The sequence below is a fragment of the Hydrogenovibrio sp. genome (assembly GCF_965140365.1).
Taxonomy (GTDB): Bacteria; Pseudomonadota; Gammaproteobacteria; order Thiomicrospirales; family Thiomicrospiraceae; genus Hydrogenovibrio.
Genome location: NZ_OZ223196.1, coordinates 110,555 through 127,627 on the forward strand (window position 1 = coordinate 110,555; position 17,073 = coordinate 127,627).

Genomic DNA, 17,073 nt, shown 5'->3' on the forward strand with positions numbered 1-17,073 from the left:
ATCTTAGGTGTGTATGAAATTTTTTCTTCTTGTAAGCATAATGGGTTTATGTGTTTATTTTGTTTTATTGCCTGATGTTGCGGATAACAAAACTGAAACTAATACAAAGAATGAAAAGCAGGATGAAATGCAAATAACGTTAACGCCCCATAATTTAGCCGAACAAAAAATAGTTCAACCAAGTCCGAGTCCTACGGTCGTCGATTCCACTTCCATTAATGCTGGTCCTTATATTGAAAGAGGCTTTCGAATCAATAACGAAACGTATTTCCCATCCGAGGACGATACGTTGATAACAAAGCAACTGATTGAGACGAGTAGATCAGAATACAATACATTTAGCGATGAAAAGTTAGCAATTCTTTCAGAGTCGGGAGATCTTTTGGCTAAAACGGCTTGGGCCGCTAGGTTGATAAGTGCTCAGCCTAAAAAGGCTTTTACTCTGAGTGTTGAAGCCGCCGCTTATGGCGATGCGCTGGCTGCCATTCTGGCGGTTGAGGTTTGCTTAAGTCAAAACCACCCTGGTATTGGTTACGCACTTTTATCTGATTTCAGCCGCCAATATGACTACGACCCTTTGGCAAAGGGTTACCTCGAAAAGCTTTATCTGCTCGCCGGACTGCAAAATGAAATGGAAATCATCGAAAAGGCAAAACGTTATCAAGATGTTTTAAGAAATCCAAAAAGGTTGCAACAAGCCAAAAAGTTGTTATTTCCAAATAATGCAGAGTAATAATGCCTCCTGATTGATTTTCACCAAAGTCAAACAAACGTAATGGCTAAAGTAAAATCGTCTAATGCTTATACGGCCATGATTTGTTCATTATTGGTTCCTAATGATCTCCACATGGGTGTCAATCTAGGCAACTTGTTTACTGAGCAAAATCCTCAGGGTCATACCCCAAATTCGGTGCCAGCCATTTTTCCGTTTCTTCGATGCTCCAGCCTTTGCGGTGGGCGTAGTCTTCCACTTGGTCGCGGCCGAGTGAGCCGACGCCGAAGTAACGGCTTTCCGGGTGCGCGAAGTAGGTGCCGGAAACAGCGGCCGTCGGCGTCATCGCAAAACTTTCGGTAATGTCCAGTCCGATGGTTTCGTCCGGTTTCAGCAGTTCCCAAAGGGTGCCTTTTTCTGTGTGGTCTGGGCAGGCCGGATAACCGGCGGCGGGGCGAATGCCTTGGTAACGCTCTTTAATGAGGTCTTCGTTGTCGAGGTTTTCGTCCGGCGCGTAGCCCCAATCGTCCTTACGCACGATTTCATGCAGGGTTTCGGCAAAGGCTTCGGCAAAGCGGTCGGCCAAGGCTTTGAGCATAATGGCGTGATAGTCGTCGTGGTCTTTTTCAAAGCGTTCCACGTGCTCGTCAATGCCGATGCCGGCGGTGACGGCGAAGAAACCGATGTAATCCGCCACGCCGCTTTCCTTGCTGGCGATGAAGTCCGACAGGCAGTTATTGGCGCCGCCGCGTTTTTTCTCGGCCTGCTGACGCAGGTGATGGAAGGTGTGCCGCACTTGGGTGCGGCTTTCGTCGGTATAGACTTCAATGTCGTCGCCGACGCGGTTGGCCGGGTAGAAGCCGTACACGGCTTTGGCGGTGAGCCATTTTTCGTCGATGATTTGCTTAAGCATGGTTTGGGCGTCAGCAAACACTTTGCGAGCTTCTTCGCCGACGACCTTGTCGTCGAGAATGCGCGGGTATTTTCCGTGTAACTCCCAGGCCTGGAAGAAAGGTGACCAGTCAAAGCGTTCCACCAGTTTTTCCAACGGGAAGTTGTCCAGCACTTTGCTGCCGAGGAATGTTGGTCTCACGGGGGTGAATTCCTGCCAGGCCTGGTCGGTTAAGGCGGGATTGGTGCGCGCTTGTTTGATTGGGATACGCTTGACCTGCTGGGCGCGGGCTTTGCGTTCTTCGCGAACCTGTTGGTATTCGGCGCGGATTTTGGCGGCGAAATCGACTTTCAGGTCGTTGGAAATGAGGCTTTGCGCCACGCCGACGGCGCGAGAGGCGTCTTTAACGTACACCACCGGGTGGTCGTATTGCGGTTCGATTTTCACGGCGGTGTGCGCTTTGGATGTGGTGGCGCCGCCGATGAGCAACGGCAAGTCCATGCCGCGTTCTTTCATCAGTTTGGCGACATTGACCATTTCTTCCAGCGAGGGCGTAATCAGGCCGGACAGGCCGATGACATTGGCGCCTTGTTCGACGGCGGTGTCGAGAATCTTTTCGGCGGGCACCATGACGCCCAAATCAATCACTTCGAAATTATTACACTGCAATACCACGCCGACGATGTTTTTGCCGATGTCGTGAACATCGCCTTTGACCGTGGCCATGACGATTTTACCGTTGGCCTGGCCTTCGGTTTTGGCGGCCAGCAGATAGGGGTCCAGATAGGCGACGGCGCGTTTCATGACGCGGGCGGATTTGACCACTTGCGGCAGGAACATTTTGCCGGAACCGAACAGGTCGCCGACCACGTTCATGCCGTCCATCAGCGGGCCTTCTATGACGTGCAGACCGGAGCCGAGTTTTTGGTAGGCTTCTTCGGTGTCTTCTTCAATGTAGTCGGTAATGCCTTTGACCAGCGCGTGTTCCAGGCGTTTTTCCACGCTTTGTTCACGCCAGGCGGTGTCGGCGACTTTGCTGGCGGCTTGGCCGTCGCCACGGAATTCTTCGGCCACTTCCAATAAGCGTTCGCCGGCTTCCGGGTCTTTATTGAGGATGACGTCTTCCACGGCTTGACGGAGTTTTTCCGGCAGGTCGTCGTAAATCGCCATTTGCCCGGCGTTGACGATGCCCATGTCCATGCCTTCTTGGATGGCGTAATAGAGGAACACGGAGTGGATGGCTTCGCGCACCGGGTTGTTGCCGCGGAAGGAGAAGGACACGTTGGAGACCCCGCCGGAAATTTTGGCGTGCGGCAGGTTGGCTTTAATCCAGGTGACGGCGTTGATGAAGTCGAGGCCGTAGTTGTTGTGTTCTTCGATGCCGGTGGCAACGGCGAAAATGTTCGGGTCGAAAATAATGTCTTGTGGCAAGAAGCCGACTTTATCCACAAGCACGCGATAAGAGCGTTCACAAATTTCGATTTTGCGTTCCAAAGTGTCGGCCTGGCCGTCTTCGTCAAAGGCCATCACAATCGCCGCCGCGCCGTACTGCTTGACCAGTTTGGCATGATGAATAAAGGCCTCTTCGCCTTCTTTCAAGGAAATGGAGTTGACCACGCCTTTGCCCTGGATGCATTTCAAACCGGCTTCGATGACCTCCCATTTGGAGGAGTCGATCATGATCGGTACGCGGGAGGCTTCCGGCTCGGAGGCCAGCAAATTGAGGAATTTGACCATGCAGGCTTTGGCGTCCAGCATGCCTTCGTCCATATTGACGTCGATAATCTGCGCGCCGTCTTCCACTTGTTTGACGGCGATGTCGATGGCTTCGCCGTAGTTTTCTTCGATAATCAGGCGTTTGAACTTGGCGGAACCGGTGACGTTGTTACGCTCGCCGACATTGACGAACAGGGAGCTTTCGTCGATGTTCAGCGGCTCCAAGCCGGACAAGCGGCAGGCCGGGGCGATTGCCGGCAGGGCGCGGGTGGGGTGTGCCAAAGCCGCTTTAGCCATGGCTTCCACATGATCCGGCGTGGTGCCGCAGCAGCCGCCGATGATGTTTATCCAACCGTGTTCCGCCCAGTGTGCGATTTCCGCCGCCATTTGTTCCGGGGTTTCGTCGTATTCGCCAAATTCGTTCGGCAGACCGGCGTTGGGGTGAACGGACACATAGGTTTCGCACACGCGGCTCATTTCTTGCACATAAGGGCGCAGTTCTTCCGGCCCTAGGGCACAGTTCAGGCCGACCGACAGCGGTTGCGCATGGACGACGGCGTTGTAAAACGCTTCGGTCGTCTGGCCGGAAAGGGTTCGACCGGAAGCATCGGTGATGGTGCCGGACAGCATAATCGGCACTTCGTAACCGATGGCGTTTTCCACTTCTTTCACCGCGAAAATCGCGGCCTTGGCGTTCAAGGTGTCGAAAATGGTTTCAATCAGAATAACGTCCGCTCCGCCTTCCAGCAGGCCGTGCGTGGCTTGCTTGTAAGTCTCAACCAATTCATCGAAGGAGGTGTTGCGATAACCCGGGTCGTTGACGTCCGGCGAAATGGAAGCGGTGCGGTTGGTTGGCCCTAAAACACCGGCGACGAAGCGCGGCTGGCCGTCGTTTTGTTCGGCCAAATCGCAGGCTTCGCGCGCCACTTGCGCGGCAGCGATGTTCAGCTCGGTGACGATGTCCTGCATGTCGTAATCGGCCTGCGCGATGGTGGTGGCGTTGAAAGAATTGGTTTCGACGATATCGACGCCGCGATTGAGGAACGACAAATGGATGTCTCGAATCAAATGCGGCTGAGTCATGGCCAGAATGTCGTTGTTGCCTTTGATGTCCATGTGGTAATCGGCAAAACGTTCGCCACGGAAGTCGTCTTCACTGAGCTGCAAGGACTGCACCATTGTCCCCATGGCACCGTCGAGGATGACAATGCGTTCCGCCAAAAGCGATTTGAGTTGTGAAATCCGAGTTGCGCGATCCGTCATAGATAAAACCATTCTGTCTGTCAAAAATATAAGAACCGTGTATTTTAACTCAATAAGCCGTTGACATCAGACGTAATTTTGGCGAGTGAGACCTTGAGTAAAAATGCCCAGGCCTGGTGGTTTTCGGGTTTTCGAAGGCGGGCATCACGCGGAAGGATAGAACATTCACTTGCCGGGAATCGTCGGTTAAGATAAGGGTATGAATATTGACCCAACTTCCACAACATCCAAATCGCCCTCGGCACCGCAAAACGCGCAAAAAGCACAAAAAGTGGTGGGGCGCTTTGCGCCGACGCCCAGCGGGCCGTTGCATTTCGGTTCTTTGATTGCAGCGACGGCGAGTTATTTGAATGCCAAATCGCAGGGCGGTGAATGGCGATTACGGATTGACGATATCGATGGGCCTCGTGTAGCGCCCGGCGCGTGTGAAAGCATTGTCAAAACCTTGGAAGCTTATGGTTTTGAATGGGACGGGCCGGAAGTCTATCAGTCCGAACGGGACGCGATTTACCAACAGGCTTTGGATGCGTTGAACGAATCGGGGCGGTTGTATGTCTGCGGTTGTAGCCGTAAACAATTGCAGCAACGGCAACCGGAAACACCGTGGTTGTACGATGCTTATTGTCGTCACGACGCCGTGAAACCGGATGTCGAAGCCATGCAGCCAGAAGCTGCCTGGCGGTTCCAACCGGACGGCGGGCGTTTGTGTTTTGACGATGTGGTACAAGGGCCGCAGTGTTTGGAAGTGGCCGCCGAGTTGGGCGATTTTGTGGTCAAACGGGCGGATGGCGTGATCGGTTACCATCTGGCCTGTGCGGTGGACGATATTGAAATGGGCATGACCGAAGTGGTGCGGGGGGCGGACTTGCTCACCAGCAGCTTTGCCCAACAATCCATTATGCTGGCGTTAGGACACGAACCGCCGCATTATGCGCATCACCCCTTGGTGACCAATCGTGAAGGCATTAAACTCAGCAAAAAAAGCCGCGCCCCGGCCATCCGAAAAGACGAGGCCGCCGAAACCCTGCGCGCCGCCTTGACGTTTTTGAACCATTCTCCACCTAAAGAACTCAACACCCTGATTCCGCTTTGGGATTGGGCGGTGGAGACTTGGCAGCTATCAAAGGTCAAGAAAGTTGTTTAGAGAGGTATGAAGGGTACCTTACCTAATAAACGCTGAAAAGCGTTTAGGTTTGACTGTATAAGAATCTGATTTATTTTGATGAGGTAAGAGGCCCTATTTAATTAAGGGCCTTTAAGAACAAATTTAGATAGCCTGTTGGCTCAAGCTATTGAAATCCACGAATTCTTGAACACTGTCTTTTGCTTCTTTATTGAAGTAGAACATTGTGTACTCCGTATCTTTTAGGAAGATACTGGCGTAATAAATTCGACCTTCATGCTCTAAAAGTTCGGGCCCAATGCTGGTCTCTTTATTGAATTCGCTTTGAGTTCTTAAAACTCTTTTACCGTTGATATTCAGAATTTCCCATGAGGCGGTGACGTCGTTTACCTCTAAACCTGTGACAATATCAATGACTGTAAAATCGCCTTGAGTTTGATTGGCTTCAAGTGGCTGCGACTGAAAGAGTAGTTTTAGCGATTTGTTATTGATTTTATCTTCTACATAAAATTCCCGGTTGGAATCTTGCTGATATTGAATCCATTCTTCAAGGGTTGAAAAAAGGGGACCAGCGAAACCTTCCCCTAAGGGGCTGTCCAGACCGCGTGCAATTACGGCATCTTGGGTGTGTTTGAATTTGAGCGTTATGGCTTTTGAACCGGGATTAAATGCTTGGTTTGCAAATAAGTCTCCTGTGACATCGCTAGTGAAAGAAAGTAAATAAGGATCTCTTCCTTCCGCTTGAAACTCCAGCAGAGTGTCTTGAATTTGTTTTCCGTCTAAGTCAATTTCTTCATGAAGGGATATTTGCATATTGGCCCATACAGGTTCTTTTAGTTCAAGTATTTCAGAAGGGTAAAACTCCGCTGTTTCATAACGAAAATGATTGCCTATGATGGATTGCCAACCTCCATGAGAAGATTTGTACACCAGTAGTTCGTCATCTGTTTGGTCGTTTCCATAAGTTGTTTGCCAATTATCGCCATAAAAAGTGCTGAAATAGTAAGACAGTGTATTTAATTTATTATCTTGGCTAACGAATGCTACGATTGTTAGGCTTCCAGACGGTTCGCCAGAGTCAGTGTCTATATAAGCATGAAAGTCCTGAAATTCATAAACGCCATTTTCGTAAAGGTCTTGCAGAGTTTTTACGTCTACAGAAATATTGCTTGTTTCTGGGTTGCTTGTATCTGTATTACTGCTACTGCTGGAACCGCCGCAGGCTGTTAAAAGGATAGACAGTGCAAAAGTTGTTATGAGTACAAAAAAATTCATTTTTGATTATATTTCCTTTAAATTTGAGAGCAATTAATAAGGTTAGATAAGTGCGCTTTATGCAAAGGAGTGATGTTAATAAAACTCGTCCTTTAAATATTAGAGTTTTATTATAAATAAAAATGGAAATTTTGTAAGTACTAGTTCGCATTAAAAGTCGACCGACAGTTTGTTTCGTCCGCTTTCCTTGGATTGGTAAAGGGCTTTATCGGCTTTGCTGATGGCGTCGTCTAGGGTCTCGCCGGAGTAGGTGACGCCTTGGCTGATGGTGAAGCGTACGCCGGTTTGGTTTTCGGATTCGGTTTCGATGGTTTGGCGCAGGGTTTCGCAGAGGGCTTCGATTTCGCTGGTGTCTTCAACCTGGCCCAGTACACAGAATTCTTCGCCGCCGAAACGGGCGACCAAGTAATCGGAGAAGGTGTCTTGGATGCAATTGGCGGTAAAGATAATCGCTTCGTCGCCTGTTTGGTGCCCGTAGGTGTCGTTGACGTTTTTGAAGTGGTCGATGTCACCCATTAGGGTGAAGAAATATTGGCCTTGGGCTTTGATGTCGGTGAACTGTTGGCCGCCCTTGTGGAAAAAGAAGCGGCGGTTATAGAGCCCGGTTAGGCCGTCGGTTTGGGAAATGTGTTCGATTTCTTTGAAGGTTTCGGCCTGTTCGATGTTCTGGTTGACGCGCACATAGAATTCTTCGGGGGTGAAGTTGGTGTTGAAGAAGTCGTTGACGCCGTATTTCATCAATTTGATGGCGGAAGAGATGTTTTCACTGGCTTCGCAGGAAATAATCGGCAACTGGCTTTGCGAATAACGGTTGCGGATGTTTTTGGTGAAATCGAAGGTGTTGTTGTTGATGACGTTTTGGGCGCTGTCCAGCAGAATCAGACTGGGTAAGGCTTCTTTCAGGTCGGCGTCCATCTCCGAGCAGCTTTCGTAAAGCCGCACTTGAAAGCGGTGGTTGCGAAGCATGCCAAGCAGTTTGGAGCTGTAACGCGATCCGCAGCTGAGCATCCATACCATGCGTTGGGCGTTTTTATACAGCCGGTCGGTAATTTGTACCGCATAGCGGATGGAGGACAAGCTGTCTTTGATGACGTAGTCCGCGACCTTGAGGCGGAACATTTCTTCGCGGGTTTCTTCTTTATACGAGGCGGTGAGCACTACGGTGGTGATGTGGTGGTGCTTTAAGTATTCGATGACTTCGCCATTGTAGGAGTCGGGCAATTGCAAATCGCTTAAACAGACAGCAACCTCGATTCCGCTTTCAATCAAGTTTTTGGCTTCCGCCAGTGAGTGGCAGGTGTGAATGGTGAGCGATGTCAGTTTTTGAAGTTCGGTTTTCAATAAACTGGCCATTGAGGGTTGGTCCTCAATAATCAGAAAGCATTCGTTTGTCATGTTTGTCATGGTGGTTGAGTGCAAAAGTTGTTTAATATCATTATTGTATTTGTGCGTACGAAACCTTACATGATTTTTTTGTGACGGAGTAAGTTTTTTTGAATAAATTCCCATTTTGAGTGTGACTATTTGATTAAGGCGTTGTTTCGAAGCCGCTTTTAGGGCGGATTGGTGATATACTTCGTTCAAAATTCAAAAAACCTGATAAAAATTGCACGATCACCTTCCGGCTCAAAGCAAGAGAGTCGTGCATTTCGATTTAAAACCCTGGATACCCCTGAATGCTCTGCGATGTTTTTCCCGACCGTTACCAAACGCAGCTGGACGAAAAAGTTAATCGTTTAACGGCGTTGTTACCGAAATCCGAACCGATGACGGTGTTTGCATCCCGCCCGGCTAATTACCGTGCCCGAGCGGAATTCCGCGTGTGGCATGAAGGTGACCGCACCGATTACATCATGTTCAATCCGGATACCAAGGAAAAGGTGGCGATTGAGTCCTGTCCGATGGCGTTGGAAAGCATCGCGAATTTAATGCCGCGTTTGATGGCGGAAATCATGCGCCAGCCTGCGTTGCGAACCAAGTTGTTTCAAGTCGATTTTCTGGCCACTTTGAGTGGCGAAATGCTGGTGACCTTGATTTACCGACGCCCGTTACAGCAAAAAAACGGTGATAAGACCGAAACCGACCAGGCCTGGCTGGAAGCGGCACAAACCCTGCGCAAAACCTTGCCGATTACCCACATCATTGGCCGAGCACGGAAACAAAAGGTGTGCTTGGATCAGGACTTCGTCATCGAACGTTTGCAGGTGGATGAACAGTCGTTTGTTTATCAGCAGGTGGAAAACAGTTTTACTCAGCCGAACGCCGAAATGGCGCAAAATATGTTGCATTGGGCGCGCAAAATGGCCGCGCTGGCCAACCCGGACCAATCCAAGGATTTGATCGAATTGTATTGCGGTAACGGGCATTTTTCGATTGCGCTGGCGTCGCATTTCAATCAAGTGTTGGCGACGGAGATTTCCAAAACTTCGGTGGCGTCGGCGGAATTCAATATTGACGCGAACCGCACGGACAATGTGCGGGTTGTGAAAATGGCGGCGGAAGAAATTTCCGCCGCACTGGAAGGCCAGCGGGCCTTTTTTCGTCTTAAGGATGTGGATTTGAAGTCGTATGACTTTAATACCATTTTCGTGGACCCGCCGCGATCGGGGCTGGACGATTTGACGCGCAAAATGGTGACGGAGTTTGAGCATATTCTGTATATCTCCTGTAACCCGGAAACCCTGGCGCGGGATTTGGCGGACATTGGCCGTACTCATGACGTGGTCGAAACCGCTCTGTTTGATCAATTCCCTTACACCCATCATATTGAAAGCGGTGTATATCTAAAAAGGAAAGCCAAATGATACTAGCTTGGATAGGTGCATTACTGATTGGTGTGAGTTTGGGGCTGCTCGGTTCGGGTGGTTCGATTTTGACCGTGCCGGTACTGATATATCTGGTGGGGCAGGACCCGAAGGTGGCCATTGCCGGTTCTTTGATGATTGTCGGGATTATCAGTGTCTTCTCTGTCTTACCTTATGCGCGCCAGGGTTTGGTGAAATGGCGAACCGTGGTGGTGTTTGGTTTGCCGGGGATGCTGGGGGCTTACCTGGGGGCCTATGGTGCACATTATGTTTCCGATGCGGTGCAGATGCTGATTTTCTCGGTCTTGCTGCTGACAGCGGCCTATTTGATGTTCCGTCCGGTCAAACTTGAAGACGACACCCCGACACAGGAACGCGCGGTGTATAAAATTGCGATTGACGGTTTGCTGGTCGGCGGGGTGACCGGTCTGGTCGGTGTCGGCGGCGGCTTTTTGATTATTCCGGCGTTGGTGCTGCTTGGTGGCTTGTCGATGCGTCTGGCGGTGGGCACCAGTTTGGTGATTATTGCCGCCAAGTCGTTTGTCGGTTTCTACGAATATCTGAATGTGCTAAGTGCGTTGCAGTTAAGCATTGATTGGCACGTCATTGGTTTATTCTCGCTCATCGGGATTGTCGGAGGCTGGCTGGGGCACAAGGTCAGCAGCCGAGTGGACCAGGGATTGCTGAAGCAAATTTTCTCGGTGTTCCTGGTGTTGATCGGGCTGTTTATTCTGTACAAAAATTTACCGAATTTGCTGTAAAGCCATTCCGGTATCGAGGGTGAAGGTCTTTCGGTACTGGAGTAATGGGTGTTACAATTTAGTAACATTTTTTTATTGGGAGACGCTTCTCTTGGCTAGGAAAGCTCGTCTGGATCATTCGGTATGTGTAGCAGAACGCTGTTTGAAGCGCTTGAAATTCCTTCTGTTCGGTTTTTCAATGTTGATGGCGGCTCTGCCGGTATTGGCTTCGGAGTTATCATTTCAAGCGGATAACGACATTGTCTATGGCACCGACCGGCAATATACCGGGGGCTTGAATGTCCGTTGGACCGATGAAAACGGCATTGGCCTGGTGAACTGGTTGATTGATCCGATTGAAAAAGCCGCTTTGCCCAAAAAGGATGAACGGCTCTTCCAGCAGACCGATCAACTGGAACTTTCCACTCAAATTTTTACGTTGGAAAAACGCACCGATTCGGGATTGGAAAGCGCGGGGAACACCGCTTGGACCCATTTCGATTGGCGGCGATTTTATCATTACGGCCGTCATCAATCTTTGTTGAGCTTCAGCGTAGGTTGGCTGGGCCCGGCCAGTGGCGGACGCGAGATTCAGGACGGCATTCACTCCGTTATCGGTAATTCCAATGCCTCCGGTTGGGACAATCAACTGCCCAATCAACCGACGTTGCAAATCGGTTTCGATAACCAGCATTTTTTGTTTGACCCTCAGCTTGAACCACATTTTCAGATGTACCGTTCCTTTTCCGCGATGGTCGGTTCACCGGAAACCAATTTGAATGCAGGGGTGGGCGTTTATTATGGCGATGGTGCGAGACCGGTGATGAGTTTTAACACCTTCAATCATGTGATGAATGTCGGAAAGGAGTTTGGCTGGTTCGTGTTTGTCGATATGTCGGTTCAATATCAAATCTACAATGTGTTTCGTGACGGTCGCTTGTTTACCGACGACGACACCGGTTTGAAACCGGCCAACTACTTGATTCCGTCCGGTCAATATGGTGGGGCGATTGCCTGGGATGGTTTTTATGTGCTGTTTGCCGGTTCGGTGTTTGGACAATTTTATCGTGACCAACCGGAGGAGGCGTTTCGTTTCGCTTCCTTGGTGGTTGGGTTCGAAATTTAAAGCTTTCGGTTTATTTCAGTGTTGATTCGTAGCGTTTTAAACTGCCGTTCAATAAACCGTCTTGCGCAATGAAAATCACCAGACCTGGTGATTTCGGTTGTTTCTGCACCACCAAGCCTTCCGGTTTGCCTTTTGGACTTTCCAGCGTTAGCCGTGGCGGCCATGCCGAAAACGGGGTTTGCCGTTCCAAACGTGCACCTGATAGCGGTTCGGCACTTCATTGACCGGACCGGACAGCAGATAAAGCTGGGTGTCGTCGGCCACCATGTCTCGAATCCCCAGACCGTTTAAATTCACCAACCGTAGTTTCGGATCGCTCAGTTCAAAGGTGTTTGCTTCCAAATCCAGTTTCAAGACGGCGGCGAGGTTGCCCCGAAATACCGGACCGCGAAAACCGACGTAGAGATGTTGCTTCGTGACGGCTAGGCCTTCAATGTCGATGCCGTTTTCTTTGCTCGGCAAAGCGCTGAAGGGGGCGAGCATTTTGTTATTTTGAATAAGGGGCATTAATGAGTGCTTTCGAACCGAGGTGGCTTGCAAGTCATCGTTCAGCCGAATTTGAAACAGGACGTTGCGTGACGGTTCGTCGTAAATGGGCGTGAGACGCTTCAGATTCTTTTTGTCCGAGGCACCGGGTTTGATTTTCTTGCGCTTTTTGGAATGGGAGCCGATGGCGTAAAGATAGGGTTTTCGCCAGGCCAGGCCTTCCAGATCCAGTTCATCCGACGATTTGGTGAGGGTGAGTTTACCGGGCGGTTCCGCCAGATAAACGCCGTTGCGTTTCGGTAGGATTTGCAGGGCAGTGCCTTCGTCGGTGGCCAGCGCCATGAAGCGGTCGGTGATGACCAGGCCGCTGATATTGTCCGGGTCAATGGACAGCTGACCTTGAATTTGAGGGGCTTCATCGGCCGCTGAAACCGTGAAGGTGGCAAGCATTAAAATGACCGTGTAGAAGGGGCGCATGGCGTCATCCTTTTGGGGAGGTGTGGTGTTTGGCGAGATAACGATGGGTATTCTGCACCGCGCGTTTTTCGTTGCGGTCGTTCCAGGCTTGGCCGATGGTTTTACGCATCAGGCCTTCGATGCTGCGGGTCCACAGTAAGTTTTTCAGCATAATCGCGAGGTTTTTCGGGCGGCGTGGAAAGGCGCGTAACGCCATGGAAAAACTGAGTTCTTCGTATTCAATGTAATGCCACCAGCCGGGCGGAATATACAGGATATCGCCGTGGTTCAATTCGGTTTCATAGCCTTGCAAGTATTGCAGCGCCGGGTATTTTTCGATGTCCGGTGTGCGGTAATCGACGTCGAACAGGCTGCTGAACGAAAAGGGTACCTTGTACATATAAGGCGTTTGGTCGGGCGGAAACAGCATGACTTTCTTTTTGCCGCCGAAGTGGCACAGGAAAATATCGGCCAAATCGATGTCGTAGTGCATTTGCACCTTGGCGCCGGTGCCACCCATAAACAGCACCGGCAGTTTGCGGAAAAACGGCAGGCCGATGTCCGGGTAGTCGAAATCCCGGGTCAGTTCCGGTACTTCTTGCAGAATGTTGTAAAAAAACAGGCGCAAATCGTTTTCGCCGGCTTGCAGCCTGTCCAGATAGTCGGCCAACGGCATCTGTGCGGCCGGTGCATGTTGGTGTTTACGGTTTTTGGAGGGTTGGCTGTCGTATAACGGCACGATTCGATCGCCAGCGACTTTTTTGAAATAGTCAATGGACCACTTCTTCCGAGCGGGCCAATCGTCAGAGAGGTGTTCGAACTTGACCGGAACTTCAGGGTGTTTGAAGTGGGTGAGGAAGTCGTTTTTCGACAGGGTATCAACGGTGGTAATCGAACGTAGGTTTTTCATGACGGATCGGATGTTGTTGTCAATGTAGACAGTATAGCGGAAACCGGCGAGGCGGCGTAATGGTGTCGGGTGGAAAAAAGATGTGGCGCAAAGACAAAAACGGCCAGGCCTGGCCGTTTTCGGTGTGGCTGCGGTTTATTCTTTGATGAAGCGCAGGTAGTTGTCCATGATGTGCAATTGCTGGCCGGCTTGGCCGGTAAAGCCCAGCATTTCCGCTTTGGATAGGATTTTTCCGAACAGGACTTCTTCTTCGTGTTGTTCGGCAATGAACCATTCGATGAAGTTGAAGGTGGTGTAGTCTTTGATATCAAAGGCCGCATTGGCAATGTCGTGGATCATGGCGGTGACTTTCAATTCATGCTGGTAAGCCGCATTGATGACTTCCATGAGGTTGTCGAAGCTGTTTGGCGGGGCCGGAATGGCTTCCAGGGTTACCGGTGCACTGCACTCGGCCATGTAATCAAAGATTTTATCCATGTGGGTGCGTTCTTCCAGGCTGTGGCCACGGAAAAACTTGGCGGCCCCTTCCAATCCATTGTCTTCACACCAAGCGCTCAATTGAAGGTAAATGTTGGATGCATAAAATTCGGCATTGACTTGCTTATTAAGCAGTTCGGCTATTTCAGGTTTTAACATGATGCTTTCTCCCGGTTTTTCCATATTCTTTGGATGTGTTTAAGTGTTTCATTCTAGATTAAGTGTACTTGTGAACGCAAATTGAAAAGTATTAACTTATTGATTTTTCAATAATTTAATCTTTTCAAGATTCGTTATCATTTTTTTTACTTTTCCCGTGCCCGCCTTCGTTGAGGTGGGTAACATCCGATAGGTCTTCGCCTTCCAACTTATACGCCTGAGCGAAACCGCGCACATACCCGGCTGAGAGCGGGGTCAATTCGAACAGGTGGAAATCTTCCAGCGGCTTGAGCATTTTGATAATCTCACCGAATTTCTCTTCCAGTTTATCCATAATGCTTTCCCATTCCGCTTCCGAGCGTTGAATGTGCTTGGCCGTAGCCTTCAGAGTGGCGCGCTTGCGGGCGAACAGGTGTTTGGCGTCGTTTTCGGGCTCGATGAACAGCAAACTGGCTTGTGGGTCTTCCATCAGATTAAAGGTGTGGTTCGACAGTTCCGAGATGTAAACGTAAAAATGACCATCGTGGCGCATCACTGGAGCATAGCTGGCTTCCGGCTCTGCGGCTTTGTTGATGGTGGCCATGACCACGCTTTGGTGGCTATCGATGAATCGGTTGAATTCATTGTAGATGCTGCTTAAAGGTTTCTTTGTTTCTGTACTCATCGTCTTCTCCGCATTGAATTTTGGTTGTCGCTAAGTGACGCGTCAGCCTTGCCTGATGGACATTGTGCAATCAGTCGCTCGAAAAATCACTCAAATTTTTTTATCAATTTCATCTTGACAGTTGGTTAATTATAAAGAGAATGAAAATAGTTATCAATAATGACTTGGATATTATTTAAGTTTAAATCTAAAGCAAGAAGTTTGAAATCCAATGATGAAATTCAATCAATGCACTCGTGCATTTTTCTATAAAGCCGCGATTCGAAATGGCGGTTTGCTGCTTCCCGCGATGTGTTTGTCTGCGTTTTCGCAGGTTGTTTGGGCGGAACCGGCGAAGCCATCCGGTGAAACCAGTCTGGAGACCGTTCAGGTGACAACCGCCACCAAAACCCCCAGACGTTTGGATGAGGTGCCGGTCCAAACCACGGTGGTGACGCGGGATGACATCGAGAAAACCCATGCTCAGAATTTGGCGGAAGCCTTGAAGTATGTGCCCGGCGTTCAACTCAAGCCGATTCATGGCAAGACCGGTAAAGGGGTTTGGATTCAAGGGTTCGATCCGGATCGGGTTTTGATTCTGGTGGACGGCAATCCGGTGTCACCCAGCACGGGCTCCACGGTGGATGTGACTCAGGTGGCGATTGGAGACGTGGAGCGCATTGAAATCATTAAAGGGGCGACCTCGGCTTTGTACGGCACTTCTGCGATGGGCGGGGTGGTCAATGTCATTACCCGAGAACCGACGGCGAATTTTCGCGTGAGTGCGGATGTGTCGGGCGGGAACTGGGGAGAGCAAAGCGAAAAGGATAATCCGCTTGCAAAAAAACACGGCAATTTTGAAGTGTCGACCAAACAAGACAAATGGTATGGCCAGGTCATTGCCGACTTGACCGAGTCGGACGGTTTTAAAGCGCCCGACACCGCAGGCGAGTCGACTCAAGGCTGGAATGGTCATAAAAATACGGTTTCCGGCAAGTTTCAATATGCGTTCGACAACGATTTAAAGGTCACTCTGATGCCGCGGTATTTCGATGAAGATGCGGCTACCTTAGTTAACGATTATGTTCCCGGTGTGGGGAATACGACGGATGAGTATCGTGATAAAACCCAAGTGACTAATATCGCTACAGTGGTCGAACAACGTCTGAAAAATGATTGGAACTGGAAGGTTCGCGCGATGTGGGAAGGCTTCGATAATGACTCTAATAAAGCCTCCCATCGTAAAACCTTTACCGACCACTCCGAGGCCGCGGCGCAATTGGATATGCCATTTGGCGATTCGCATTTGGTCACGGTAGGGGCCGAATTTCAATATGACTATATGGACGTCAAAAACCTTTCGACCGGTACTCAGGAAGTGGCGGATGAGACCAAAGAGTCAACGTCGGTTTTTGCTCAGGACAGTTGGTTTGTGACCCCGAACCTTGAAGTGCTGCCCGGTGCTCGTTTTCACAATGACTCCCGTGACGGTTCGCATCTCGCGCCGATGTTGAACGCCATGTACAGCCGCCAAGACTGGTTACCCGGCCGGGTCAATATTCGAGCCGGTGTCGGTAACGGTTACCGCACTCCGAATCTTAAAGAGCTTTATTACCTGTTTGATCATAGCCAGCTTGGTTATGTGGTACAGGGGAATAAGGATTTAAAACCTGAAAGTTCCATCAGTTATCAACTCGGGCTGGAATGGGTGTTTCCCGACGATGGCAGTTTGGGCGTCAGTCTATTTCACAATGACATCGATGATCTGATTGCCGAAGCGCTTAACCCGAATAAGGTCGGCCCGAATGGCGCGGCGGTTTATGAATATCAAAATATCGAAAAAGCCATGACGGAAGGCGTTGAAGTTGTGTTCAGAAAACCGTTGGGTTCCTATTTCCGTTTGGATGCCAGCTACAACTACCTCAATGCACGCGATGTCGATACGAAAAAAGTGTTGGTCGAGCGCCCTGAGCACGAAGCGAAGTTGGGGTTGGACACCTATTTATGGAAAGTGGTGACGGTAACCGTGAAGATGAATTATGAGTCAGACCAGTATCTGGATGAAGCTAATAACACGGTTTCACCTGGCTTCACCACCTGGGATGCCATTGTGAATTACGACATTAATCAAGATTGGCGGCTGTATGGCGGAATCGACAATTTAACCGACGTACAGCGCAAATTCGATGGAACCGACTTCCGACCGGAAGCCGGTCGCTATTTTTATTTAGGGGTTCGTTTTCAGTATGAAGACTGACCGTTCACGCAAGACAGTTAAATGAAAAAGGAGT

Annotated in this window: 14 protein-coding genes; 6 read left to right on the plus strand and 8 right to left on the minus strand. The window is 49.9% G+C overall.

The genetic code is table 11. The features are described 5' to 3' along the window. The first annotated feature begins 13 nt into the window (after positions 1-13). Positions 14-733, plus strand: coding sequence for a hypothetical protein (locus tag AC0KH7_RS00525; RefSeq protein ID WP_472369743.1), 720 nt, complete (start codon positions 14-16; stop codon positions 731-733). A gap of 139 nt (positions 734-872) precedes the next feature. Here the strand turns inward: AC0KH7_RS00525 and metH are convergent, their stop codons facing one another. After that, positions 873-4,583 (minus strand): methionine synthase, encoded by a 3,711-nt coding sequence (metH, locus tag AC0KH7_RS00530; RefSeq protein WP_472369745.1) that lies wholly within the window; start codon positions 4,581-4,583, stop codon positions 873-875. A gap of 199 nt (positions 4,584-4,782) precedes the next feature. Here metH and gluQRS point away from each other — a divergent pair, with 199 nt between their 5' ends. Continuing rightward, entirely contained in the window at positions 4,783-5,727 is a 945-nt protein-coding gene (gene gluQRS, locus AC0KH7_RS00535) for a tRNA glutamyl-Q(34) synthetase GluQRS (RefSeq protein WP_472369747.1), read from the plus strand. 123 nt (positions 5,728-5,850) lie between these two features. Here gluQRS and AC0KH7_RS00540 read toward each other — a convergent pair whose 3' ends face one another. Together AC0KH7_RS00540 and AC0KH7_RS00545 are read right to left on the minus strand one after the other, a co-directional pair. Further along, on the minus strand, positions 5,851-6,981 hold the full coding sequence (locus tag AC0KH7_RS00540; protein WP_472369749.1) for a hypothetical protein: 1,131 nt from the start codon (positions 6,979-6,981) through the stop codon (positions 5,851-5,853). A 150-nt stretch (positions 6,982-7,131) separates the two neighbouring features. After that, on the minus strand, positions 7,132-8,385 hold the full coding sequence (locus AC0KH7_RS00545) for a diguanylate cyclase (protein WP_472369751.1): 1,254 nt from the start codon (positions 8,383-8,385) through the stop codon (positions 7,132-7,134). 272 nt (positions 8,386-8,657) lie between these two features. Here AC0KH7_RS00545 and trmA point away from each other — a divergent pair, with 272 nt between their 5' ends. From trmA to AC0KH7_RS00560, 3 genes are all read left to right on the plus strand, one after another. After that, positions 8,658-9,785, plus strand: coding sequence for a tRNA (uridine(54)-C5)-methyltransferase TrmA (gene trmA, locus AC0KH7_RS00550; RefSeq protein WP_472369753.1), 1,128 nt, complete (start codon positions 8,658-8,660; stop codon positions 9,783-9,785). Continuing rightward, complete coding sequence (locus AC0KH7_RS00555) at positions 9,782-10,546, plus strand: sulfite exporter TauE/SafE family protein (RefSeq protein ID WP_472369755.1); 765 nt, start codon at positions 9,782-9,784, stop codon at positions 10,544-10,546. Before trmA ends, AC0KH7_RS00555 begins: the two co-directional genes overlap by 4 nt. 91 nt (positions 10,547-10,637) lie before the next feature. Next, positions 10,638-11,651 (plus strand): lipid A deacylase LpxR family protein, encoded by a 1,014-nt coding sequence (locus AC0KH7_RS00560; protein WP_472369757.1) that lies wholly within the window; start codon positions 10,638-10,640, stop codon positions 11,649-11,651. A 10-nt stretch (positions 11,652-11,661) separates the two neighbouring features. On the opposite strand, the gene AC0KH7_RS00565 is transcribed toward AC0KH7_RS00560, so the two are convergent. The 5 genes from AC0KH7_RS00565 to AC0KH7_RS00585 all read right to left on the minus strand — a co-directional run bounded on the left by AC0KH7_RS00565 (position 11,662) and on the right by AC0KH7_RS00585 (position 14,803). After that, positions 11,662-11,841, minus strand: coding sequence for a hypothetical protein (locus AC0KH7_RS00565; protein WP_472369759.1), 180 nt, complete (start codon positions 11,839-11,841; stop codon positions 11,662-11,664). Next, the gene (locus AC0KH7_RS00570; protein WP_472369761.1) at positions 11,799-12,614 is read right to left on the minus strand and encodes a DUF3616 domain-containing protein; all 816 of its coding nucleotides are present in this window, start codon (positions 12,612-12,614) and stop codon (positions 11,799-11,801) included. Before AC0KH7_RS00570 ends, AC0KH7_RS00565 begins: the two co-directional genes overlap by 43 nt. Positions 12,615-12,618: 4 nt before the next feature. Further along, positions 12,619-13,503 carry a cupin-like domain-containing protein gene (locus tag AC0KH7_RS00575; RefSeq protein WP_472369763.1) on the minus strand — a complete coding sequence of 295 codons (885 nt, stop codon included), beginning with the start codon at positions 13,501-13,503 and terminating at the stop codon, positions 12,619-12,621. Positions 13,504-13,638: 135 nt separating this feature from the next. Then, entirely contained in the window at positions 13,639-14,139 is a 501-nt protein-coding gene (locus tag AC0KH7_RS00580) for a ferritin (RefSeq protein ID WP_472369765.1), read from the minus strand. Positions 14,140-14,263: 124 nt separating this feature from the next. Further along, entirely contained in the window at positions 14,264-14,803 is a 540-nt protein-coding gene (locus tag AC0KH7_RS00585; protein ID WP_472369767.1) for a HugZ family pyridoxamine 5'-phosphate oxidase, read from the minus strand. 211 nt (positions 14,804-15,014) lie between these two features. On the opposite strand from AC0KH7_RS00585, the gene AC0KH7_RS00590 reads away from it, so the two are divergent. Then, complete coding sequence (locus tag AC0KH7_RS00590; protein ID WP_472369769.1) at positions 15,015-17,039, plus strand: TonB-dependent receptor plug domain-containing protein; 2,025 nt, start codon at positions 15,015-15,017, stop codon at positions 17,037-17,039. Positions 17,040-17,073: the final 34 nt, after the last annotated feature.